A 21,689-nucleotide genomic window follows, 5' to 3' on the forward strand; every position below is an offset into this window, starting at 1 on the left:
CAATGAATCCGTCTCCAGAGGCCGAATATTTTTACAGATATGCGCAATCTTTAAAATCAACTGGGCAGCTTGCCAAAGCTGATAAAGTTCTCAACGAGTTTAATACAAAATACAAAAACGATTCCAGAGGTAAGCTTTATAAAGAAGATGTAAACTATCTCGATCAAATCAAATTAAACTCTGGGCGCTATAAAATTGAAGATGCCGGAATCAACTCTAAATATTCTGACTACGGAAGTTTTGTGTATGACAATAAAATCTATTTTGCATCGGCAAGAGATACTGGTAATTTCAGCCAAAGAAAACACAAATGGACAGGCGAATATTTTACTAACATCTACAATGCAGATATTGATGCCGAAAGCGGAAGTTCGACTAAAGTGAATAAAATAAAAACAGCAATAAATACAAAATTTCACGAATCGTCTCCCGCATTTACTAAAGACGGAAAGACCGTTTATTTTACAAGAAACAATTTTATTGATGGCAAAAAAGGAAAAGATGATAACAAAGTTACTCTAATCAAAATATACAAAGCCACACTCGAAAATGGAAAATGGACCAATATAACTGCTCTTCCTTTTACAAGTGACAGCTTTAGCACTGCTCATCCTGCTTTAAGTCCTGATGAAAAAACACTCTACTTTGCGTCTGATATGCCAGGAACAATAGGACAATCTGATATTTACAAAGTAAGCATCAACAGCAACGGCGGTTATGGCACTCCTGAAAATTTAGGAAAATCAATTAATACCGAAGGAAAAGAAACATTTCCTTATGTAACTAGTGAAAATGAAATTTATTTTGCTTCTGACGGGCATCCAGGACTTGGCGGACTTGATGTTTTTGTGGGACAATTACAAGATAATGGAACCGTAAGTGATATTCAAAACCTAGGAAGCGACATCAATTCACCTAATGATGATTTCGCCTATATTATTGATCCAACCACGAGAAGAGGTTATTTCAGTTCAAATAAAGCCGGCGGACATGGTTCTGATGATATTTATAAATTTCTAGAAACTAGAAGACTAAAATGTCTGCAGGAATTAACTGGTGTAATCACAGATGCGGAAAGCGGCATAATACTGCCTGGAACAAAACTTACTTTATATGACAGTCAGCAGGTTGTTGTAAGTACAACCATTTCAAATGCCGAAGGAAAATACAGTTTTGCAGTTGAATGTGGCAAATCATATAATGTAAGAGCTGTAAAAACAGATTATGCAACTAAAGAAGTAATGGTGAATATTGGAAAAGTAAGTGGAAAAACAGATCTGCCAATTGCTTTGGATAAAATCATTTGTAAAGTTGCTATCGGAGATGATTTAGGAAAATGCTTCGGAATAAAAATGATTTATTTTGACCTTGACAAATCAAACATCCGTGTTGAAGCTGCTTTAGACTTAGAAAAAATATTAGATGTATTGAATCAAAATCCAACTATGAAGTTAGATATTCGTTCGCATACAGACAGTAGAGCAACTCATCAATACAATGAAGCTTTATCTGACCGAAGAGCAAAATCAACCATTGCTTGGCTTATTAAAAACGGCGTAGCTAAAAATCGTCTGACCGGAAAAGGTTATGGAGAAACACAGCTCGTAAACAAATGTTCTGATGGAGTACCATGTACTGAAGAAGAACACCAAATGAACAGACGAAGCGAGTTCATTATAGTTGGATTATAATACTCCCAAAATATATTATATCAAAAAAGCTGTCTATAACTAGACAGCTTTTTTTACAAAAAAAAACGTTGTAACTCAGGAATTACAACGAAAACTAACCAACCAATTTGAAAGTTTTTCTTTAAATTTTTGCAAATATATTAGTGTAATATTTTTTTCCTGTTGTAGGATCGGTAGATATTGAAATACCAAAATGAGTATAATTTCCTTCGATATTTTCTTTGTGTCCCGGGCTGTCCAGCCAAGCTCTCACAGCTGCTTCAGAAGTTTTATAGTTATAAGCAACATTTTCTCCAACCGTTTTGGCGCCTAGAACACTTTCAATGTTTTTAGACCTCAAAACAAAATCATTGTGATTTACGAGGTTGTTATCAATCATATATTTATTATGAACTTCACATTCATAAGAGATATGATTAATCTTTTCCAATGCATTTAAACCAATACTTTTCCGGTAATCGTTTATTAATTGCATTGTTTCTAATTCAGACGCATTGTAGCTGTAGTCTGTAATTAATTTTTCTGTACCCCCAGTACTTTCCGTACCTTCTGCGACTTCTGCCGAGCATGAGTTCATTGTGATCGAAATCACAATGAACAGCATGGCGCACATAACTTTTTTCATAATCTTAGTAGTTTAGTTTTAAAGTAAATGTTGGGGCAAAAACCTTAAATAATTATGTGACAATCTTTTTACATTTCTATATCAAACGTATTTAATTTATCGGTAAACTACAAAAAAAATCGACAAACTACATAAAATATTTTTAAACAAAAGTAAAAATCCTACAAATCAAGAAGAAAGACGCTCAATCTTCCATGAAAAATCAGATTGGCTTGTGTAGCGAATACGGTCGTGAAGTCTATTTGGTCTTCCCTGCCAAAATTCTACTTGTAAAGGAGTCACAATAAATCCACCCCAATTTTCAGGTCTTGGAATAGGTTTTCCTTCAAATTCATGTTCCAGCTTTTTTAGGTTTTCTTCTAAGAAAGTTCGAGACGGAATCACTTCGCTTTGATTAGAAACAATTGCTCCTAACTTACTCCCATCAGGACGAGAATCAAAATAACCGTCAGAAATATTTTCAGACGTTTTTTGGGCAATTCCTTTAATAATTACCTGACGTTCCATTTCCTGCCAGAAAAAAGACAAACAAACATTAGGATTGGCTTCTATAGCCTTTCCTTTTTCAGAATTATAATTGGTATAAAAGATAAAACCTTCCTCAGAGAATTTCTTTAATAAAACCACACGAGATTTAGGAAATCCGTCTAATCCAATCGTAGAAACAGTCATTGCATTGACTTCTCCGCTTCCGCCAAAATCCTCAACTTCATGAAACCATCTGTTAAAAAGATTAATTGGATCTTCAGGAATATTAGTTTCTAATAATTCACTTTTCTCGTAAGATTTTCTATAATTGCTTAAATCGTTCATGATTGTTGATTTTAGTTTATTTTTTTTCAAGTTTCAAGTATGTCAGGCTGAGCGAAGTCGAAGCCCTTCTTGTCTCAAAAGCCCTTCGACTTCCCTCAGGGTGACATACGTATATTAAAGTTTAAAACCTATGTAACTTTGCACCTTTGCAACTCACAAATTAAAATTCAAAACTCAAACCGTCATCTCCTAAAAGAACATTAGGAAAAACAGATTCTGCCTCTTGTTTAAAACGCTCAATTCCGTCGTATCGTGTCGAATAGTGCCCTAAAACCAATTGTTTTACATTTGCTTTTAATGCAATTTGCGCTGCTTCTTTTGCAGTCGAATGAAGCGTTTTTAGTGCCAAAGGAGCTTCAGACTCTAAAAAAGTAGATTCATGATATAAAACATCTACATTTTCAATAATCGGAATTATATCTTCGTTATAAACGGTATCAGAACAAAATGCATAACTCATTGACGGTATAGGATCAAACGATAATTTTTCGTTTTCTATTATAGTTCCATCATCAAGCTTAACATCTCCGCCATTTTTTATTTTTTGATAATAAGCAACATGGATATTATAGTGCTGAACTGCTTCTATGTTTAATTTTCTCTCTCCCGGTTTTTCCTGAAACAAGAATCCATTGGTATAAACACGATGTTTAAGCGGAATAGTTTTAACGATAACTTTAGCGTCTTCAAAAATTACTTCACTTTTCTTCGACTCCAATTCATGAAAAAACAAGCTATAAGTAGTCCAAGATTCCGTCAGCTTCAATTGAAGAAGAATTAATTCTTTAATTCCTTTTGGTCCGTAAATATGTAAATCGGTGGTTCTGCCTAAAAGAGAAAAAGTCGAAATGGTTCCAATTAATCCGTAAAGATGATCGCCATGAAGATGCGAAATAAAGATGTGATTAATTTTTGAGAATTTAATCTTGTTTTTTCGAAGCTGTACCTGAGTTCCTTCTCCGCAATCAATCAAAAATAAACGATTCTTGATTTCTAAAACCTGCGAAGTTGGGTTAGTAAGTGTTCTAGGAGTTGCGGCATAACAGCCAAGTATAGTTAGCTTCAATTTAATGTTTATTCGTTTATTTGGTGAATCGTTTAATCGCGTTAAATCATAATCAAAAACTTATCGATTAAACAGTTAAACAAATCAACGATTAACCGATTCTTTAAAATCCTAAGTCTCTTTCAATTTCTTCCATTTCGATAATATCGTGCGCTTCTAAAAGTGAAGGCACAACAACTAATTTATCTGAAACAGCATTAAAATCAAGATCAGAAACTACAATTACAAATGATTTTTTGGCTTTTTTCTGAGATTTAGCAAGAGGTAAAAAAAGTTTCAAATCATTTTCTGAAAGTTCAGAATCCGATAACAGATCGATTATAACATTATGTTTTTCAAAGGTTTTAAATTGCTGCGTTACTTTTTCTACAAAGCCATTAAAATCACCTTGTGTATTTTTTATTGTAACGGTATGTCCTTTTTGATCTACTTTCATTTTATAATTTATGCGCTAATATTTTTTGATGAGCTAAGTTACGAAGTTTTTCCAAGTTTCGGGTTTCAAGTTTCAAGTTTGTCTCAACTTTGTCAGGCTGAGCGAAGTCGAAGCCCTTATTTGCAAAACACATTTTGTACATAAAAGCCCTTCGACTTCGCTCAGGGTGACATTCGGGTATTCACGTTCCAACAACCTGAAACCTGAAACTTGAAACTAAATATTATTATTGAATCTTAGAAGCCAAAAGATAAATAACCGCCATTCTAATTGCTACACCATTTTCAACTTGATTCAAGATAACAGAATGGTCAGAATCTGCTACTTCAGATGTAATCTCTACTCCCCTGTTTATTGGTCCTGGGTGCATGATTACGATTTCTTTTCCAAGAGAATCTAAAAGCGGTTTATCAACTCCGTATTGCTGTGCGTACTCACGTGTTGATGGGAAAAAATTCACATCCATACGTTCGTTTTGTACACGAAGCATATTCGCAACGTCGCACCATTCTAAAGCTTTACGCAAATTTGGTTCAACCGTAACACCAAGTGATTCGATATATCTTGGAATCAACGTTTTTGGTCCGCAAACTTTAACTTCTGCGCCCTGCATTTGCAAAGCATATATATTGGATAAGGCTACTCTCGAATGCAGAATATCACCTACAATAACCACTTTTTTTCCAGCAACATCTCCCAGTTTTTCTCTGATAGAATAACTATCCAACAAAGCTTGAGTTGGATGTTCGTGCGCTCCATCTCCAGCATTTACAATACTCGCTTTGACATTTTTAGACAAAAAATAAGCCGCTCCGGGATTAGAGTGGCGCATTACAACCATATCTACTTTCATCGAAAGGATATTATTTACAGTATCAATCAGAGTTTCTCCTTTTTTAACAGATGATTGAGCTGCAGAAAAACTGATGACATCAGCAGACAAACGTTTCTGCGCTAATTCAAAAGAGAGTTTTGTTCTTGTACTGTTTTCAAAGAAAATATTGGCAATGGTAATATCTCGTAATGAAGGAACTTTTTTAATTGGTCGATTAATGACTTCTTTAAAATGATCTGCCGTTTCAAAAATCAGGTTAATATCATTCTCGTTGATATATTTTATTCCTAATAAATGATTTACGCTTAATTCTTTCATTTTTATTGTTTATTTGTTTATTCGTTGAATTGTTTAATCGTTTTTTTTCTAATCGGTTAATCGGCGTTGCTACCGATTAAACAATTAACCGGTTAACCGATTAAACTTAATTCGTCACTAAGTGAACAACATCTTCACCATCATTTTCTTTCCAGCTTACTATCACTTTTTCGCCATTAATAGCATCTACCTGACGACCTCTATAATCAGGCTGAATTGGTAAATGACGACTGAAACGTCTGTCAATTAAAACCAGTAATTCAATTTCTGAAGGTCTTCCAAAAGATTGAATTGCCGTTAAAGCAGAACGAATGCTTCGACCGGTAAACAAAACATCATCAATAAAAATGACTTTTTTGTTTTCGACTATAAAATTGATTTGGGTTTTATTGGCTTCAAGCGGTTTATCAGTACGACGAAAATCATCTCTAAAAAAAGTGATATCCAGATATCCCAAAGAAATTTCGGGAACCTTATATTCGTTTTCTAATATTTGTTTTAAACGTTCCGCTAAAAAAACACCTCTTGGCTGAATTCCCACTAAAATAGTTTCTGAGAAATCAAGATGTTTTTCGATTAACTGACAAGCCAAACGATGGAGTATGATAGTAACTTCTTTTGAATTAAGTAATACTTTTTGGCTCATAAGTAATTGTAATGTTTGGTTGGCAAATATACGAAATCAGAATTTATTTGTTGGGGTGTTGGGGTGGGAAATATCATTTTTTGTAATGAATGAGATTTCAACTATACAATCAAATCCAAATAAACCATTATATTTCTTATTTCTGAAAACATAATTTTCTTTTTGAAAAATATTTTGTTTTTAAAAAACATATTTTAGCAAAGAAAAACAGAAAATGAAAACCGAATAAAACTACAAATAATCTTAAATTTAATATGAAAAAAATCCTCTTTGTTTTAGTACAAATTCTATTAGTAAACCAAATAAATGCTCAGAAATTATCATCAGACTGGCAAAAAATGAGATTAAAAGGAACAATAAATAAAATAGTTGAAATACACGAGAGCTGCCCATCTGTAATGGTAGAAGGAGGCACATTTTATTGCCCAAAAGACACTACTAGTTATGAATTTAATCAAAAGGGATATTTAACAAAATCTATTTCTGAAAATGATAATAGAAAAAAATCAAATTTAAATGGATTAGAATATATTACTACTTATGAAAATGTTGAAGGTGTACAAAAGAAAAGTGCTGAAGATGTTTACAATGCAAAAAAACAATTAATCAAACAATCTATTTATTATGTTCATACTGCAAAAGAGCAGATATTAAATCAATGGGAGTATTTTTATGATAATAATGGAAATAAAATCAAGGAAAAAACTACAGAATGGTGGAATGGAAATATAACCGTTAACTTAAGTGATCTTAATAAATATGGAGATACAACAAAAAGACAAACTTTGAGAAATGATAAAATTGTTAGTGAAGAAGAGTTTGATTATAACTATACCAATGATAAATATGGCAACTGGATAAGTAAAACTTCATCGAGTGGTAATAATAGTGAAACCTGGACAAGAAAAATCTCTTATTATAAAAAATAAGATTTCCCCGCTCTGCGAAGTCTCCTGACTTCGCAGCGACAACAGTAGAACAAAACTAAAATCAATGGATAAATACCAAGAAACTTTTGAGACTTGGAATAAAATTGCAAATCTCTATGAAGATAAGTTTATGAATTTAAGCTTGTATAACGATACTTATGACTTCTTTTGCAACACTCTAACACAAGAACAAATAAACGTATTTGAAATTGGTTGTGGGCCAGGAAATATAACAAAATATTTACTATCCAAAAATCCCAACCTAAAAATTACAGGTATCGACATTGCTCCAAAAATGATCGAATTAGCTAAAGCTAATAATCCTTCAGCCAACTTTGAAGTAATGGATACAAGGGAACTTAGTTCCTTAGATCAAAAATTTGATGCCATTATGAGCGGCTTTTGTTTGCCTTATTTATCCGAAGAAGATTGTTCTAAACTGATAATTGACTCTGCGAAAATACTTTTAAACAATGGGATTTTATATTTAAGTTTTGTTCCCGGAAATCCTTCTCAATCCGGTTTTATTTCTGGAAGCACTGGTGATCGAACTTATTTTTATTATCATACTTTAGAAGATATAAAAAATCAGCTTTTTATAAATAACTTTGAAATCATTAAATTATTCGAAGTCAAATATCCAAAAGGTGAAGATGCGGAAATTCATACTATAATAATTGCTAAGAAAAATGGATAAGCAATTTAAAACCTTAAAATCATGAAAGCAAAAGTCATCTCAATTCCAGTTCTTAACCAAGAAACAGCATTACAGTTTTACACTGAAAAATTAGGTTTTATAAAAAAACACGATATCCCTTTAGGCGGAGATAATAGATGGCTGACGGTCGTTTCTAGAGAAGAACCAAACGGCGTTGAAATTCTGTTGGAACCATCACCCAATCATTTTGAGCCAGCTAAAACGTATCAAAAAGCGCTTTTTGAAGCAGGAATTCCGTGCACGCAATTTAATGTAGACAATCTTGAGGAAGAATACAATCGCCTTGCAAATCTGGGTGTAGCATTTAAAACAAATCCAGCAGAAATGGGAAATGTAAAAATTGCCATTTTAAACGATACTTGCGGTAATTATATTCAACTTATTGAGATGTTATCCTAAACCATAAAATGATAAAAAGTATGCAACAGTTTATAACAAAACCAAGAAACATCTTTCTGCTGGATGGTTTTGGTGCTTTACTTACTGCTGTATTACTATTTTTTGTACTTAGAAATTTCAATGCTTTTTTTGGTTTATCAAAAACCATTTTAGAATATCTTTCTTTATTAGCACTGACTTTTTCAATTTATTCTATTCTCTGTTACTTTTTAATTAAAAATAATTGGAAATCATTTTTAAAAACAATCTGCATTGCCAACATTCTATATTGTATTTTGACTTTTGGAATTGTTGTATACAACTGTAAAAGTATTTCTATTTTTGGTATAGCTTATTTTTTAGGAGAAATCATTATTATATCTGGACTTATATTACTCGAGATAAAAACGATTAGAAAACAATAGATTTTTATCTTTTTCAAAAGAAATACGGGCTGTTTTATTCCGTACGCAAAACTACTATACCATGTTTGGGTATATTGAAGTTTATCTTCTTTCCTATTGCTCCAATATTTTTACCTGACCATAAATCACGAATCTTCACTGATTTCTCAAGATTTACTAAATCTGATTTTAAAACAAATTGGTTTGCTTCATCTCCGCGATTCAAAATAGCAATCGCTTTTCCATCTTTTCCTTTTTCTCCCAGCAGTTTTTCCCAAACCTCAATATTTCCCTCTTTAAATATTCGTCTTGCTTGATAAAACCCTTTATCTTGGTTTAAAGCAATTACTTCTTTATTGGTAAGAATACCAACAGTTTCTTTTGACATAGTTCTTAAATCATTGCCTGCCAATAGTGGAGAATTCAACATGCACCACATCGAAAAATGACTTTTATCTTCCTCATAAGTCATTCCTCTGCCAACCTGCAACATATCCATATCGTTATAATGTCCGGGAGATGAGTATTTATACAAATCAACATTTAAATCTATAATCTTAAGTATAGACGAAAATTTATCATCAATATCATAGGAAATTCTCCAAGAATCTGCTTTATTGATCGCCCATTCGCCTGGAAACTTCCATCGGCAAACATTAAGAACAATTGCTTCATTCTTAGCTTTTACAGCCTTTAAAATTTTTAAGTATTCTGTTTTTTCATCGAGATTCATTTTCTCGCCGCCACACCAGTCTACTTTTAAAAAATCGCAGCCCCAATCGTCAAAAAAAGTTTTAGTATCTGCATCAAGATATCCATACATACCAACTCCAATACCTTTTTGATCATTATCGTAAATAGAGCCGCAAGTATTTCTTCCTGCATCGCTATATATTCCTGCTTTAAGTTTTTTGCTGTGAATATAATCCACTAAAACCTTCATTCCCGAAGGAAACTTTTGAGTATCAACAAAAAGATTCCCCATTGAATCTCTTCCGCCAAAATAACCATCATCTATATTTACATATCTATAACCAGCATCATATAACCCAGAAGTAATCATAGCATCAGCTTGCTCTCGAATCATTTTTTCATCGATATGCACTCTAAAATTATTCCAACTGCTCCAACCCATTATTGGCGATTTAGCTTCTTGAGCAAAAAGCAGCCCGTTGATAAAAAAGGCGAAAATTAGTTTGCATATTATTTTTTTTGAGGCAGTCTTCATTTTGTATGATTTCATGTTTGTTGCGATATAAAAGCCAATTGAATAGCTTTTAAAAATAGTATATTTCAGTTTAATAAATTAAAATAGTCCGAAATAAAAGTAATTTTAAAATACACAAACTCAAATATAAATACATTTATTGAAAATCTACAGCTATAAATAGTGTACTCCTCTGGAAACAGCAAACAAATATATTTTTTGGTACGAAAGAAACTAAAAACGCCAAATCCTAAAACATTTTCAAAAAATTCTATAACACATTTTCCTGATTCGTGAACTAATTTTATTTATGAAATTATAAAACTCAGAATCATGCAAAATAAAATACTAAGAATGTTAATGGTATTTGTAATACTGTTTTCATTTACAAGCTGCGAAATTATTGGAGACATTTTTAAAGCCGGAATGGGATTTGGAATATTTATCGTAATCTTTATCATTGCGATAATCATTTTCATTTTCGCTAAACTTTTTGGCAATAAATAGACATAAAAAAATCCCGTTATTCTCATAACGGGATTTTTACTATTAAAGATTATACATCTTTTTTCTTTGCTCTTGAATTTTTTCATCATCAAGATATTCGTCAAATGTCATGTAACGGTCAATTACTCCGTTTGGTGTAATTTCAACGATTCTGTTACCAACAGTTTGTGCAAACTCGTGGTCATGAGTAGTAAAAATTACTGAACCTTTAAAGTTTTTCAATGAGTTATTGAAAGCAGTAATCGATTCCAAATCTAAGTGATTTGTTGGTTCGTCCAGCATTAAAATATTTGCACGTTCCATCATCATTCTAGACAACATACAACGTACTTTTTCTCCTCCAGATAAAACTCTAGATGTTTTTAAAGCTTCTTCTCCAGAGAAAATCATCTTCCCAAGGAAACCTCTAATAAACACCTCATCACGCTCTTCTTCCGTTTTAGCATATTGACGTAACCAATCTACCAAAGTCAAATCATTTTCGAAGAAATCGTGGTTTTCAGCTGGTAAATAAGCTTGATTTGTTGTAATTCCCCAGTCAAAAGTTCCAGAATCTGCTTTTTGTTCGTTGTTTAAGATTTCATAGAAAGCAGTTGTAGCACGTGAATCTTTAGAGAAAAGAACGATCTTGTCGCCTTTTGCCATATTCAGGTTAATATCTTTAAATAAAACTTCTCCATCTACCGAAGCCGATAAGTTTTCTACATTCAAAATTTGATCTCCAGCTTCACGATCTTGATCGAAGATAATCGCAGGATAACGACGGCTTGAAGGTTTGATTTCAGAAATATTCAATTTCGAAATCATTTTTTTACGAGAAGTTGCTTGTTTCGATTTCGCAACGTTTGCACTAAAACGACGAATAAATTCTTCAAGCTCTTGTTTCTTCTCTTCTGCTTTTTTGTTTTGCTGTGCACGTTGTTTTGCCGCTAATTGGCTAGACTCGTACCAGAAAGTATAGTTTCCTGAGTAGTGATTGATTTTCCCGAAATCAATATCAGAAATGTGTGTACAAACCGCATCTAAAAAGTGACGGTCGTGAGATACAACGATTACAGTATTTTCGTAGTTTGCTAAGAAATTTTCTAACCAAGCGATTGTTTCAAAATCCAAATCGTTGGTAGGCTCATCCATAATCAATACATCAGGATTTCCAAAAAGTGCCTGCGCCAAAAGCACACGAACTTTCATTTTTCCTTCCATATCACTCATTAAAGTATAATGATGCTCTTCGTTAATTCCTAAGTTAGACAACATTGATGCAGCATCAGAATCAGCGTTCCATCCGTTCATTTCTTCAAATTGAACTTGAAGCTCCCCTATTCTGTCAGCATTTTTATCATTGTAGTCTAAATAAAGTTCATCCATTTCTTTTTTAACAGCGTACAAAACTTTATTTCCCATTAAAACGGTTTCCAAAACAGTATGCTCATCGAACATGTTGTGATTTTGGTTTAAAACCGACATACGTTTTCCTGGCTCTAAATGAATGTGCCCAGAAGTTGGGTCCATATCGCCCGAAATAATTTTAAGAAATGTAGATTTTCCAGCACCATTGGCTCCAATAACGCCGTAAATATTTCCGTGAGTGAATGTGGTATTTACTTCGTCAAACAAAATTCGTTTGCCAAATTGAACTGATAAATTATTGACTGTTAACATGAATGTCTTTTTAATTAATTTGGTGCAAAAGTACGGAAAAAGGTTCAGAGTTGCAAAGGTGCAAAGCGACTAAGTTTTTTGTTGCTGTTTAGGGGTTTCTCGCAGAGTAACGAAGACTTAAAGTTTTGTTTTACGCAGATGATTATTATGCAATCTTGTCATTTCGAGGAACGAGAAATCACACAAAAAGCTCCACTAAGCATGTCTTCAATCTTTGTCGATTAACTAGTGCTATTTCTCGTTCCTCGAAATGGCAAGATTGGGTTCTGATTGCGAATGATGGATTAAAATCCATCTCTACAATATACTTTGTTCCTGCGGAACTGTTCTACAATTTGCTTTGTTTTGCTAATGCTTCTTCTAAACTCTCGAAATTAGGAAGAACTTTAGCAATCATTCCTTCTTTATTGAGAATAAAATGTGTTGGAAATGAATTGAGTTGTAAAGCTTCATTCATATATACTTTCATATCAGGAATTACAGCATACGACAGAGGTTTTCTAATTAAGAATGCCTTTAATTGTTCTGCAGAATCTTCAGCCAGACTTATAAAAACAATATCCTTTCGGTCTTTGTATTCTTCAACTAATTTATTGACTTGTGGAAATTCTCTTATACAAGGTGTGCAGTGGATGTACCAGCATTTTATTACTATAATTTTTCCTTTCATGGATTCGTTTGTAACCAGATTTCCGTTTAAATCTTTAAACGAAAATTTAGGAAAAGCAGTCCCTTCCATCTGATAATTTTTAAGAGCATCAAAACCTATTTGATTTATAGTTGCTTTTATACTTGTATCTGATTTTGGCAGAATTTTAAATAGCTTATAATTATAAACTGATTCTTCTGATTTTAATCGAATTGGAATATAATTTCCATTTGCTAATTGGTCTAAAAAGTTTTCTTTTGAAATTTCTTTAGATTGTAAATCAAGCGCTGTAAAATCTCTCGAAAGCATGATTTTTTTACTTTGATAAACAGACCAATCGCTAAATGTTTTTTGAATTTGAATTGGATCGACTTCTGGACTTCCAATTTTAGTTTGACTAAAGGAAGTAGAGAAAACTAAAAATGATATTATAATAGTGAATGATATTTTCATGAAGATTTATGCGATAATTGTAAAACCAAAAGTACGGATTTCTTTTTAACCGCAATGTTTGCAAAGGATTTACGCAGAGTTCGTAAAGACAAAGTCTAGTTTTGTCATCTCGACGAAGTAGAGATCACACGAAAAACTCCTTAAAGAAAATCTCCAATCTTTGTCGATCAACTAGTGAGATTTGCTTCATCTATTCGCTATCACTTGAGTCTCCTTCATTAAAATAACAATATTGCGTTTTACTTTTATTTACAAAAAAACCTGACAACAAAAATTGCAGGTTTATAATGTAAGCCAAACCTGTTTCAAAAGTTATCTTACTAATCTAATTAACTTCTAACTGTAGGTAGAAAAGAAATATCCATATAATATTTCTTTGGATTACTCGGATCGATCATCACTTTTATTATATCGCTTTTTATAAACTCTGTTGGGTCAAACCAGATATTATCGCTTTCAAAAACATACATTTCGTTTGTTTGAGGATTAAGCCACTGACTGGATATTTGAAACGGATTTCTTCCATTTACAGCCATCCCGTAATTTAAGTGCACTTGAACAAATTTTGTTTCAATACGTTTGCCGTTATCTCGAAGATACTGTGTTTTTCTTTGCTTTAAAATCCCGAATAAAATAATCCCGAAACCAATTAAAAAGAAAACTGTTCCTAAAATCCCAAAAATTAACGGTCCAATCCATAATGAGGCAAATCCGTTAATACTGGCGTCTTTTGGTTCTGCAGGATCATACAAAACTTCAACACTTTCGCCTTCGCTGTAACTTGGAGGATTACTGCTGACTGATGATGTGAATTCTATTTTATTTCCTGCTTTTGTAGTAAAGCTAACTACTGGCGCATAAGTTGTAGAATTATCAGATCTTTTACTTATTAACTCTACAACGGTTCCTTGCACAGTTTCGGCTTTTTTCAAAAAGGCTTGTCTATCCTGATAAAAATAAAAAAGCACCTGCAAGCATAAGTGCTCCTATTGTTATAAATACATATTTAATTATGGCTATTGTTTTCATATTTTATTCTATAAAATAAGGTTATTATTAAATTATGTCTGCATTAAAAATGCAATAATAGATTAAATCTTCTGTTTATTAAAAGGTTGTAAATGTAATAATTTTATTATTAAACAAACAGATGTGCCATTAAAAAACACATCACAAATCAGACTAATTTGTTGTAGTTTTTCAAAAGAAAAAAAATGCAAAAACAATCCAATTAATTTAATTAAATTAGCAAAAAAATCTGACTAAAAAATGACATTCCCATTTCAATTTAAGCTCTTTAACGAAACCTTTTATTGGCACGCTTTATTTGAAACATTAGCCTTTTTTATTGGGATAAGGACATATTACTTTTTGAAGAAAAGAACAGTAGATCCTATTTCAGATATTAATCGTCTTATTATTTTAATTGGTGCAATGGTTGGTGCATTAATAGGCTCGAGAGTTATTGCGCTGCTTGAAAATCCTGCCGAAATAACACAGCAGACTTTTTTAACTTTTTTTCAGAACAAAACTGTTGCTGGAGGATTTTTAGGCGGATTGCTTGGGGTAGAACTTTTCAAAAAAATAATTGGGGTTAAAATCTCTTCGGGTGATTTATATGTAATTCCGATAATTGTGGCTTTATTTATTGGACGAATTGGCTGTTTTTCAATGGGCATTGCGGAACCTACTTACGGCATCGAAACTAGTTTTATTACTGGAATGGATCTGGGTGATGGGTTATACAGACATCCTGTAGCTTTGTATGAGATGTTTTTCATGCTTTTACTCTTTATCTTTTTCCAAAAAATAAAAAATAGAAAGCTCCCTAATGGTGACCGATTTAAACTATTTATGGTTTTGTACTTTTTATTTCGCTTTTTAATTGAATTTATAAAACCATATAATCCTTTATTTCTTCATTTAAGCAGTATTCAATGGAGCTCCATTTTTATTTTTATATACTACTCGAAATTTATTAATCGGGTTTTTAATCGTTTAAGCAAAACTTTACTTTTACAATAACTATACTTTTATCCTAATGAAAACCCGCGATTATATATTCTACGATTATACCAAAAGTTTATGCCCAACTTGCTTGGATCTTGTTGATACTAAAATTGTATTTCAGGACAATAAAGTCATGATGTTGAAACATTGCAAAACACATGGCGAATTGAAATCGATGATTGCTGATGATGTTGATTATTACAAGCAGATTCGTAATTATAATAAGCAATCTGAAATGCCCTTAAAGTTCAATACAAAAGTGCACTATGGCTGCCCTTATGATTGCGGGTTGTGTACAGACCATGAACAACACTCTTGCTTAACGATTGTTGAAGTTACAGATCGCTGCAATTTAGCCTGCCCGACTTGTTATGCAAATTCGGCTCCAAACTATGGAAGGCATCGTACCTTAGAAGAAATTGAAAATATGTTCGACACTGTTGTCGCTAATGAAGGGGAACCAGATGTTGTCCAAATTTCAGGAGGTGAACCAACTGTACATCCTGAATTTTTTAAGATTCTTGACATTGCTAAAAGCAAACCCATCAAGCATTTGATGCTAAATACGAATGGAATAAGAATTGCTAAAGACATTAAATTTGTTGAGACATTAGCCGGCTATATGCCTGATTTCGAAATCTACTTGCAATTTGACAGCTTTAAACCTGAAGTATTAGAAAAACTTCGCGGAGAAGATTTAACTGAAGTTCGTAAAAAAGCAATCGAACATTTAAATCAATTTAATATTTCGACTACTTTGGTAATTACACTTCAAAAAGGAGAAAATGACGATGAAATTGGTCAGATAATTGAATATGCTTTACAGCAAAAATGTGTTCGAGGTGTTACTTTTCAGCCTACACAAGTTGCTGGTCGAAACGATAATTATGATGATCTTTCAGGCCGTATCACTTTAACTGAGGTACGCAGGAAAATTTATGAGCAATATCCTCTATTTACACCACAAGATTTAATTCCGGTACCTTGTAATCCCGATGCTTTATGTATGGCTTATGCTTTAAAAATTGATGGAGAAGTTTTTCCGATGACTCACTTAATAAATCCCGAAGATCTACTAAACAACTCCAAAAACACTATTGTTTTTGAACATGACGAAAAACTAAAAACGCATATGCTGAATCTATTCAGCACAGGAATTTCTGTTGATTGTGCTGAAACCGAAATGAATGAATTAATGTGCTGCTTGCCAAGAGTGCAATCAGACACTTTAAACTATAATAATTTGTTCCGAATTTTAATAATGAATTTTATGGACGCGCATGATTTTGATGTTCGAGCTGTTAAAAAATCTTGTGTTCACATTGTAAGTGATAAGATGAAAATCATCCCTTTTGAAACCATGAATTTATTCTACAGAGATCATAAAATTGATAAGATTCGAGAAAAACTGAATGTTTAATTTACAATTTTTTTAAAATATGGAAGGATTAATATTTATTGGATTCATCCTCGCTGTGATGTTCTTAGTTGGATTGATTGGTTTAATTTCTGGAAAAGAAAACAAAAAATTCTTTTTAACAATTATGCTGATTCCAATAATCATTCTTGTAATTGGATTTGGCACCTGTGCCTTAATTATAAGTCAGCTTTAATTTAAAACATTATGAATAATCCTTTAGTAGCAATTGGCGGTATGGCTGCCTTTATAAGTGTAATTGCTTTTCTTGTTGGAATTTTACGCTTGATTATTATCTCACGAGATAGAAAAACTTCGTTGAAAATTATACTGTTCGCCATCATTGGTTTTGTAATTGGTTTTGGCACCTGCGCAGCAAACTTCAAACTGGGAAACATGCATTAATAAAAAAACCTGGTAATAAAATTACCAGGTTTTATAATGTTCGCATTTGGGTGAAAACCAAATAACAAATCACCCAAATTTGATCATTATTCTGAAATAAAATTTAGATTAAAAAATAAATAACCAAACTCAATTTTAACCGTTCCAATATTCTATTTCTGATTATCATAAAAGAGCTGTATTCAGTAGATTTTGCCCTATTTATCTCTGTCAGAAAACCTGACAGAGATAAAAAATTACTAAATAATTCAGGCAACACAACTTACTAAGTACTAACTCAAACCAAACTCATTATATTAATTTTTTAAGACTTTCATAAACTGATAATTCAACATCAGCATGGTCTTTACTGTTACATTGTTCAATTAAATTTTTAAGCTCATCCGCTTTTAATTGCGACTTATTATCTAACACAAGTAACAGTTCTTTCGATGCATCGCTTAAGCTTTTTGCTAAAGGTAAAAACGGCTGCACTAAAGGCGCATTTGTACTCAAATCCGTTAATTCTTTATGAAGCGCAATCCATCTGGTAAAGAATGCCGTTACTTTAGCTTTATTTTCTGGTGTTTTATTTGCTAAATATTTACTTACTGCATCATTAAAAGCTAATGAATCTTTAGCATCTGGCCCGCAAGCATCTGCAAAAAGTGTAAACGGAGAATACATTTGATATTCAGTGCCTCCTTTGTTCCTTTTATAACCTTTTAATGGTTCGCAAACATTCGAAAATTCTTCCAGTGGTTCTATATTTTGATTATTAGAAATGTTTCTTAAAATAACCGCTTTGTTACGAATGTGTGTCAATCCAAGTTCTTCTAATCTAAAAGAAACTACATCAAGACGTTTTCTCATACTAGCCATATCAGTAATATCTTCAGCAGACCAAAGTCTTTCTGCAATTGCTGCAGTTCTTGGCCAAAGTCTAGAGTCGATAGTTGTAGGAGTTACAAGTTCTGTCCACATTGTTGCTTCTCCACCTAAAACTCTTGCTTTTTCTTCTGCCGATAAAACTGCACCTTTTGGCATCGGATCATTTAAGTAATGACTTTCTATTGGGTACAACAAATCGACATAATATCCATTTGACATTACAGTCTTGTATCCTTTTTTAACTGCATCAATCAATGACTGACCTGCAACAACACCTTCGTTTGGTCCTCTCCATGCATGAATAATAGCATCTTTTGACATGTTTTTTGTCAAAATCTCTTCCCAGCCCATTAATTGCTTACCGTGTTTTTTAAGCATCGGAACTAACTGCATGGTAAAATAAGTCTGCAATTCATGATTGGTTGTTAACTTATTTTTCTTTTTAAATTCTTGAATTTTTGGATTTTCATCCCAGTCTTTTCCTTCGTTCTCATCTCCTCCAATATGAAAATAAGCTCCTGGAAATAATGGGCATACTTCGTCAAAAAGTTCGCTTAATATTTGATATGTTTTAGGATTTGAAGGATCTAATGTTGGTGAAAAAATACCCGCATTTCTTTCAATTCCATAGGTAGCAATTGCTGTACCTTGAATATTTTTTTCGGAAGTTCCTCCTGTCAATGTAATCACTTTACTGCCTATTTCTGGATACGCTGTAAGTATTGCAGATGCATGACCTGGAACATCTATTTCTGGAACTATCAAAATACCGCGCTCATCAGCATATTTTACTATATTTTTAATTTCCTCTTGTGTATAATACATTCCATCCGAAGCTAATTCTATTAGTTTTGGATGTTTTTTCATTTCAATTCTCCAACCTTGATCATCAACTAAATGCCAATGAAACACATTCATTTTCATTGCTGCCAATCCATCTAGATTTCTTTTGATTACATCAACCGGCTGAAAGTGTCTTGAAGCATCTATCATTAAACCTCTCCATGTAAATCTTGGAAAATCTGAAATTTTTGATACTGGAAAATAAAATGAACTACTGTTATTTTGCAGCATTTGCAATAACGTTTCAAGTCCGTGTAAAGCACCTAAATCGCTTGTTGCGTTTATCGTAATTTTATTTTGTTTGATATCTAAGTGATAACTTTCATCTTCATATAAACCAATTTTACCACTTTTAGTACAATTAATCTGCAGTTCGGCATTTGGAACTTCATTTAACTTTGTGATAAAACCTTGCTGAAAAAAAATTCCTGTTCTACCATCTAAGCGACGCAAAAAACGAGTTACTCCACCAAAAATTCTTGGATTAGGATTTCCGGTTATGTTTACTTTAAAGTTTTTGTTTAAAGCAAAATTTCCGTCGTTTAATACAACACTCTGAGGCCAAGGCATAAGATTTAACTGCTCTTTCTGAATTTGAGCGCTAGAGGTTACACCTGCTAATAGTAGGACAAATAAATATTTCATTTTTACTGTTTTTGAAAAGATGTTATCCTAAGACAACATTAATAAATAGATAAAAGAAACAAAACTCAGATGGACTCTTATTGAACCTCACTAATCGCTGCGAAATCAATCTGAATTTTGTAATTTGATTCGTTCTAATCGAATCTATTTTTTTTAGTAATCAAAACGTTTAAAGGCCTCGATTGCTTCATATTCTGCCAATCCTAATTCATCATAAAGAATAGCGGTATTTTTATTTCTGTCTTCGGCTCTAACCCAAAATTCTCTGGAATCATTTCCTTGAAACATTACACGGTCTTTTTGAGACTGGTGATACAAAATGGCATGACGTTTTAAAAGCACTTCTGATGGAGAAAGGGGAACAGCCATATCAATTTCATTAATATCCCATTCTTGCCATGCGCCTCTATACAGCCATAACCAGCAATCATCCATGTATTTTTCAGATTTTAATTCCCCCATTGCTGCAAAAATCGCATTCAAACAAACTTCATGAGTTCCGTGTGGATCTGCTAAATCTCCTGCCGCAAATACTTGATGTGGTTTTATTCTTGCGATAATTTCTTTTACAATAGCGATATCTTCTGGTCCTAACGGATTTTTCTTTACTTGTCCTGTTTCGTAAAACGGAAGATCTAAGAAATGAGTTTTTTCATCTTTTAGCCCAATATATCTTGTTGCTGCATAAGATTCTCTTCTTCTTATTAATCCTTTTAGTTTTCGAACTTCAAGAGAATCAATTTCGTTTTCTGATTTATGGTTTAAAAATTCAATTACAGATTTAAAGTTGATCCCACTTCCTGCTTCACCAACAAAATCTTTGGCAACCTCAGCAAACTTCAAAGCTTCATCGTCTGTAACCGCAATATTTCCAGAGGTTTGATATACAACATGTACATCATGACCTTGTTTTATCAATTTTGAAAAAGTTCCTCCCATAGAAATCACATCATCATCTGGATGCGGACTAAAAAGAATTACTCGTTTTTTTGCAGGATTAGCTCTTTCTGGACGATGTGAATCATCTGTATTAGGTTTTCCTCCCGGCCATCCTGTAATGGTATGCTGTAAAACATTGAACATATTAATGTTCAAATCATAAGCAGAACCTTCTTGTGCCAGTAAATCAGACATTCCATTGTTATTGTAATCTCTGTCGGTTAATTTTAAGATTGATTGTTTTGTTTTTTGGCACAACCAAACAATCGCTTTACTTTTTAATTCCTGATTCCAAATGCATTCTCCAACCAGCCAAGGCGTTTTAAAACGAGTCAATTCTGATGCTGCTGACTGATCTAAAACAAAGGTTGCATTAGGATGATTTTGCAAAAATGTAGCTGGAACTTCTGAGCTGATATCGCCTTGAGTAGTTCTTTTGATGATATCGGCTTTATTTTGTCCCCAAGCCATAAGTACGATTCTTTTTGATCGCATAATGGTTGAAACTCCCATTGTAATGGCTCTTTTAGGCACATTATCAATTCCATTAAAATCTGATGAGGCATCAACTCTTGTAATATGATCCAGAGTAATAATTCTCGTGCCAGAATTAATATGTGAACCTGGTTCGTTGAAACCTACGTGGCCTGTACGACCAATTCCTAATAATTGAAAATCAAGACCTCCCGCATTTTTAATATTCATTTCATAATCGATACAGTATTGATTTAATTCATCAATTGCAACTGTACCGTCTGGAATATTTACATTCTCAGGATTGATATCAATATGATTAAAAAGATGCTGATGCATGAAATAATGATAGCTCTGATTGTTCTCTTTACTCATTGGATAATATTCATCCAAATTAAAAGTAACTACATTGCTAAAACTTAAGCCTTCTTCTTTGTGCATTCTCACTAATTCCTCATACACTTTTATAGGAGAAGAACCTGTGGCTAAACCCAATACGCAGGTTTTATTTTTTTCCTGCTTAGATCTAATTAACTGCGCAATTTCCTGCGCTACAATTACAGAAGCTTCTGCAGAATTTTTGAAGATTTCGTTATGGATTTTCTCAAATCTCGTTTCTTCAAATTTTCCCGCGCTTTTATAGCTGATATCAGGTTTTATTTCTAAAGCACTTTTCATTTATTTTCTATTTTTTGTATTTACAATTTTGGTTTTTGAAATGGTATAGACAACTTTCACTGCCTATACCA

22 protein-coding genes are annotated in these 21,689 nt (G+C 32.8%); 9 read left to right on the forward strand and 13 right to left on the reverse strand.

Annotated features, from left to right (window positions below; genetic code table 11):
* A partial coding sequence (locus tag BOW55_RS15230; RefSeq protein WP_129024808.1) for an OmpA family protein occupies window positions 1-1,691 on the forward strand: 1,691 nt, incomplete at its 5' end.
* A gap of 121 nt (window positions 1,692-1,812) precedes the next feature.
* Here the strand turns inward: BOW55_RS15230 and BOW55_RS15235 are convergent.
* The 6 genes from BOW55_RS15235 to pyrR form a co-directional block, all read right to left on the reverse strand.
* Window positions 1,813-2,316 (reverse strand): CAP domain-containing protein, encoded by a 504-nt coding sequence (locus tag BOW55_RS15235; RefSeq protein ID WP_164975042.1) that lies wholly within the window; start codon window positions 2,314-2,316, stop codon window positions 1,813-1,815.
* A 168-nt stretch (window positions 2,317-2,484) separates the two neighbouring features.
* The gene (pdxH, locus tag BOW55_RS15240) at window positions 2,485-3,129 is read right to left on the reverse strand and encodes a pyridoxamine 5'-phosphate oxidase (protein WP_129024809.1); all 645 of its coding nucleotides are present in this window, start codon (window positions 3,127-3,129) and stop codon (window positions 2,485-2,487) included.
* A gap of 160 nt (window positions 3,130-3,289) precedes the next feature.
* Window positions 3,290-4,195 carry a ribonuclease Z gene (locus tag BOW55_RS15245; protein ID WP_129024810.1) on the reverse strand — a complete coding sequence of 302 codons (906 nt, stop codon included), beginning with the start codon at window positions 4,193-4,195 and terminating at the stop codon, window positions 3,290-3,292.
* Between the two features lie 103 nt (window positions 4,196-4,298).
* Window positions 4,299-4,631 (reverse strand): ribonuclease Z, encoded by a 333-nt coding sequence (locus BOW55_RS15250; protein ID WP_089059159.1) that lies wholly within the window; start codon window positions 4,629-4,631, stop codon window positions 4,299-4,301.
* 226 nt (window positions 4,632-4,857) lie between these two features.
* Window positions 4,858-5,784 (reverse strand): aspartate carbamoyltransferase catalytic subunit, encoded by a 927-nt coding sequence (locus BOW55_RS15255; protein WP_029273654.1) that lies wholly within the window; start codon window positions 5,782-5,784, stop codon window positions 4,858-4,860.
* 106 nt (window positions 5,785-5,890) lie between these two features.
* The gene (gene pyrR, locus BOW55_RS15260; protein WP_089052841.1) at window positions 5,891-6,430 is read right to left on the reverse strand and encodes a bifunctional pyr operon transcriptional regulator/uracil phosphoribosyltransferase PyrR; all 540 of its coding nucleotides are present in this window, start codon (window positions 6,428-6,430) and stop codon (window positions 5,891-5,893) included.
* A gap of 254 nt (window positions 6,431-6,684) precedes the next feature.
* On the opposite strand from pyrR, the gene BOW55_RS15265 reads away from it, so the two are divergent.
* The 4 genes from BOW55_RS15265 to BOW55_RS15280 all read left to right on the forward strand — a co-directional run bounded on the left by BOW55_RS15265 (window position 6,685) and on the right by BOW55_RS15280 (window position 8,880).
* Window positions 6,685-7,359, forward strand: a complete 675-nt coding sequence (locus BOW55_RS15265; RefSeq protein WP_129024811.1) for a hypothetical protein — start codon at window positions 6,685-6,687, stop codon at window positions 7,357-7,359.
* A gap of 64 nt (window positions 7,360-7,423) precedes the next feature.
* Window positions 7,424-8,056, forward strand: coding sequence for a class I SAM-dependent methyltransferase (locus tag BOW55_RS15270; RefSeq protein WP_129024812.1), 633 nt, complete (start codon window positions 7,424-7,426; stop codon window positions 8,054-8,056).
* A gap of 21 nt (window positions 8,057-8,077) precedes the next feature.
* Window positions 8,078-8,476 carry a VOC family protein gene (locus BOW55_RS15275; protein ID WP_164975043.1) on the forward strand — a complete coding sequence of 133 codons (399 nt, stop codon included), beginning with the start codon at window positions 8,078-8,080 and terminating at the stop codon, window positions 8,474-8,476.
* Window positions 8,477-8,496: 20 nt separating this feature from the next.
* A complete protein-coding gene (locus tag BOW55_RS15280; RefSeq protein ID WP_129024814.1) occupies window positions 8,497-8,880 on the forward strand; it encodes a hypothetical protein in 384 nt (127 codons plus the stop codon).
* Between the two features lie 34 nt (window positions 8,881-8,914).
* Here the strand turns inward: BOW55_RS15280 and BOW55_RS15285 are convergent, their stop codons facing one another.
* The 5 genes from BOW55_RS15285 to BOW55_RS15300 form a co-directional block, all read right to left on the reverse strand.
* Window positions 8,915-10,087 carry a glycoside hydrolase family 27 protein gene (locus BOW55_RS15285; RefSeq protein ID WP_129024815.1) on the reverse strand — a complete coding sequence of 391 codons (1,173 nt, stop codon included), beginning with the start codon at window positions 10,085-10,087 and terminating at the stop codon, window positions 8,915-8,917.
* Between the two features lie 287 nt (window positions 10,088-10,374).
* Window positions 10,375-10,545, reverse strand: a complete 171-nt coding sequence (locus BOW55_RS20845; protein WP_164975044.1) for a hypothetical protein — start codon at window positions 10,543-10,545, stop codon at window positions 10,375-10,377.
* Window positions 10,546-10,615: 70 nt separating this feature from the next.
* Complete coding sequence (locus tag BOW55_RS15290; RefSeq protein ID WP_129024816.1) at window positions 10,616-12,235, reverse strand: ABC-F family ATP-binding cassette domain-containing protein; 1,620 nt, start codon at window positions 12,233-12,235, stop codon at window positions 10,616-10,618.
* Between the two features lie 328 nt (window positions 12,236-12,563).
* A complete protein-coding gene (locus BOW55_RS15295; protein ID WP_129024817.1) occupies window positions 12,564-13,337 on the reverse strand; it encodes a TlpA disulfide reductase family protein in 774 nt (257 codons plus the stop codon).
* Between the two features lie 329 nt (window positions 13,338-13,666).
* Window positions 13,667-14,269: a DUF3592 domain-containing protein gene (locus BOW55_RS15300; protein WP_206733612.1), complete on the reverse strand. Its 603-nt coding sequence runs from the start codon at window positions 14,267-14,269 to the stop codon at window positions 13,667-13,669.
* Between the two features lie 337 nt (window positions 14,270-14,606).
* On the opposite strand from BOW55_RS15300, the gene BOW55_RS15305 reads away from it, so the two are divergent.
* From BOW55_RS15305 to BOW55_RS15315, 4 genes are read left to right on the forward strand one after another with little or no spacing between them, the layout of a single operon-like run.
* Window positions 14,607-15,362, forward strand: a complete 756-nt coding sequence (locus BOW55_RS15305; RefSeq protein ID WP_129024818.1) for a prolipoprotein diacylglyceryl transferase — start codon at window positions 14,607-14,609, stop codon at window positions 15,360-15,362.
* Window positions 15,363-15,378: 16 nt separating this feature from the next.
* Window positions 15,379-16,767 (forward strand): radical SAM protein, encoded by a 1,389-nt coding sequence (locus tag BOW55_RS15310; RefSeq protein ID WP_129024819.1) that lies wholly within the window; start codon window positions 15,379-15,381, stop codon window positions 16,765-16,767.
* A 19-nt stretch (window positions 16,768-16,786) separates the two neighbouring features.
* On the forward strand, window positions 16,787-16,960 hold the full coding sequence (locus BOW55_RS20850) for a hypothetical protein (RefSeq protein WP_164975045.1): 174 nt from the start codon (window positions 16,787-16,789) through the stop codon (window positions 16,958-16,960).
* Between the two features lie 11 nt (window positions 16,961-16,971).
* A complete protein-coding gene (locus tag BOW55_RS15315; RefSeq protein ID WP_089059170.1) occupies window positions 16,972-17,169 on the forward strand; it encodes a hypothetical protein in 198 nt (65 codons plus the stop codon).
* Between the two features lie 291 nt (window positions 17,170-17,460).
* Here the strand turns inward: BOW55_RS15315 and BOW55_RS15320 are convergent, their stop codons facing one another.
* Both BOW55_RS15320 and nagB read right to left on the reverse strand, forming a co-directional pair.
* On the reverse strand, window positions 17,461-19,527 hold the full coding sequence (locus BOW55_RS15320; protein ID WP_129024820.1) for a beta-N-acetylhexosaminidase: 2,067 nt from the start codon (window positions 19,525-19,527) through the stop codon (window positions 17,461-17,463).
* A 153-nt stretch (window positions 19,528-19,680) separates the two neighbouring features.
* Window positions 19,681-21,618, reverse strand: a complete 1,938-nt coding sequence (gene nagB / locus BOW55_RS15325) for a glucosamine-6-phosphate deaminase (protein WP_089052829.1) — start codon at window positions 21,616-21,618, stop codon at window positions 19,681-19,683.
* Window positions 21,619-21,689: the final 71 nt, after the last annotated feature.

This window comes from Flavobacterium sp. YO12 (genome assembly GCF_004119495.1).
Taxonomy (GTDB): domain Bacteria; phylum Bacteroidota; class Bacteroidia; order Flavobacteriales; family Flavobacteriaceae; genus Flavobacterium.

Bases quoted from the DNA above. Each gene is read 5' to 3' on its own strand.
- BOW55_RS15265 (WP_129024811.1), top strand. From the start codon at position 6,685: ATGAAAAAAATCCTCTTTGTTTTAGTACAAATTCTATTAGTAAACCAA.
- BOW55_RS15275 (WP_164975043.1), top strand. From the start codon at position 8,078: ATGAAAGCAAAAGTCATCTCAATTCCAGTTCTTAACCAAGAAACAGCA.
- BOW55_RS15315 (WP_089059170.1), top strand. From the start codon at position 16,972: ATGAATAATCCTTTAGTAGCAATTGGCGGTATGGCTGCCTTTATAAGT.
- BOW55_RS15285 (WP_129024815.1), bottom strand. From the start codon at position 10,087: ATGAAGACTGCCTCAAAAAAAATAATATGCAAACTAATTTTCGCCTTT.
- BOW55_RS20845 (WP_164975044.1), bottom strand. From the start codon at position 10,545: ATGAAAATGATTATCGCAATGATAAAGATTACGATAAATATTCCAAAT.
- pdxH (WP_129024809.1), bottom strand. From the start codon at position 3,129: ATGAACGATTTAAGCAATTATAGAAAATCTTACGAGAAAAGTGAATTA.
- BOW55_RS15295 (WP_129024817.1), bottom strand. From the start codon at position 13,337: ATGAAAATATCATTCACTATTATAATATCATTTTTAGTTTTCTCTACT.
- BOW55_RS15310 (WP_129024819.1), top strand. From the start codon at position 15,379: ATGAAAACCCGCGATTATATATTCTACGATTATACCAAAAGTTTATGC.
- BOW55_RS20850 (WP_164975045.1), top strand. From the start codon at position 16,787: ATGGAAGGATTAATATTTATTGGATTCATCCTCGCTGTGATGTTCTTA.
- BOW55_RS15320 (WP_129024820.1), bottom strand. From the start codon at position 19,527: ATGAAATATTTATTTGTCCTACTATTAGCAGGTGTAACCTCTAGCGCT.
- nagB (WP_089052829.1), bottom strand. From the start codon at position 21,618: ATGAAAAGTGCTTTAGAAATAAAACCTGATATCAGCTATAAAAGCGCG.
- BOW55_RS15290 (WP_129024816.1), bottom strand. From the start codon at position 12,235: ATGTTAACAGTCAATAATTTATCAGTTCAATTTGGCAAACGAATTTTG.
- BOW55_RS15305 (WP_129024818.1), top strand. From the start codon at position 14,607: ATGACATTCCCATTTCAATTTAAGCTCTTTAACGAAACCTTTTATTGG.
- BOW55_RS15280 (WP_129024814.1), top strand. From the start codon at position 8,497: ATGCAACAGTTTATAACAAAACCAAGAAACATCTTTCTGCTGGATGGT.
- BOW55_RS15250 (WP_089059159.1), bottom strand. From the start codon at position 4,631: ATGAAAGTAGATCAAAAAGGACATACCGTTACAATAAAAAATACACAA.
- BOW55_RS15235 (WP_164975042.1), bottom strand. From the start codon at position 2,316: ATGAAAAAAGTTATGTGCGCCATGCTGTTCATTGTGATTTCGATCACA.
- pyrR (WP_089052841.1), bottom strand. From the start codon at position 6,430: ATGAGCCAAAAAGTATTACTTAATTCAAAAGAAGTTACTATCATACTC.
- BOW55_RS15255 (WP_029273654.1), bottom strand. From the start codon at position 5,784: ATGAAAGAATTAAGCGTAAATCATTTATTAGGAATAAAATATATCAAC.
- BOW55_RS15270 (WP_129024812.1), top strand. From the start codon at position 7,424: ATGGATAAATACCAAGAAACTTTTGAGACTTGGAATAAAATTGCAAAT.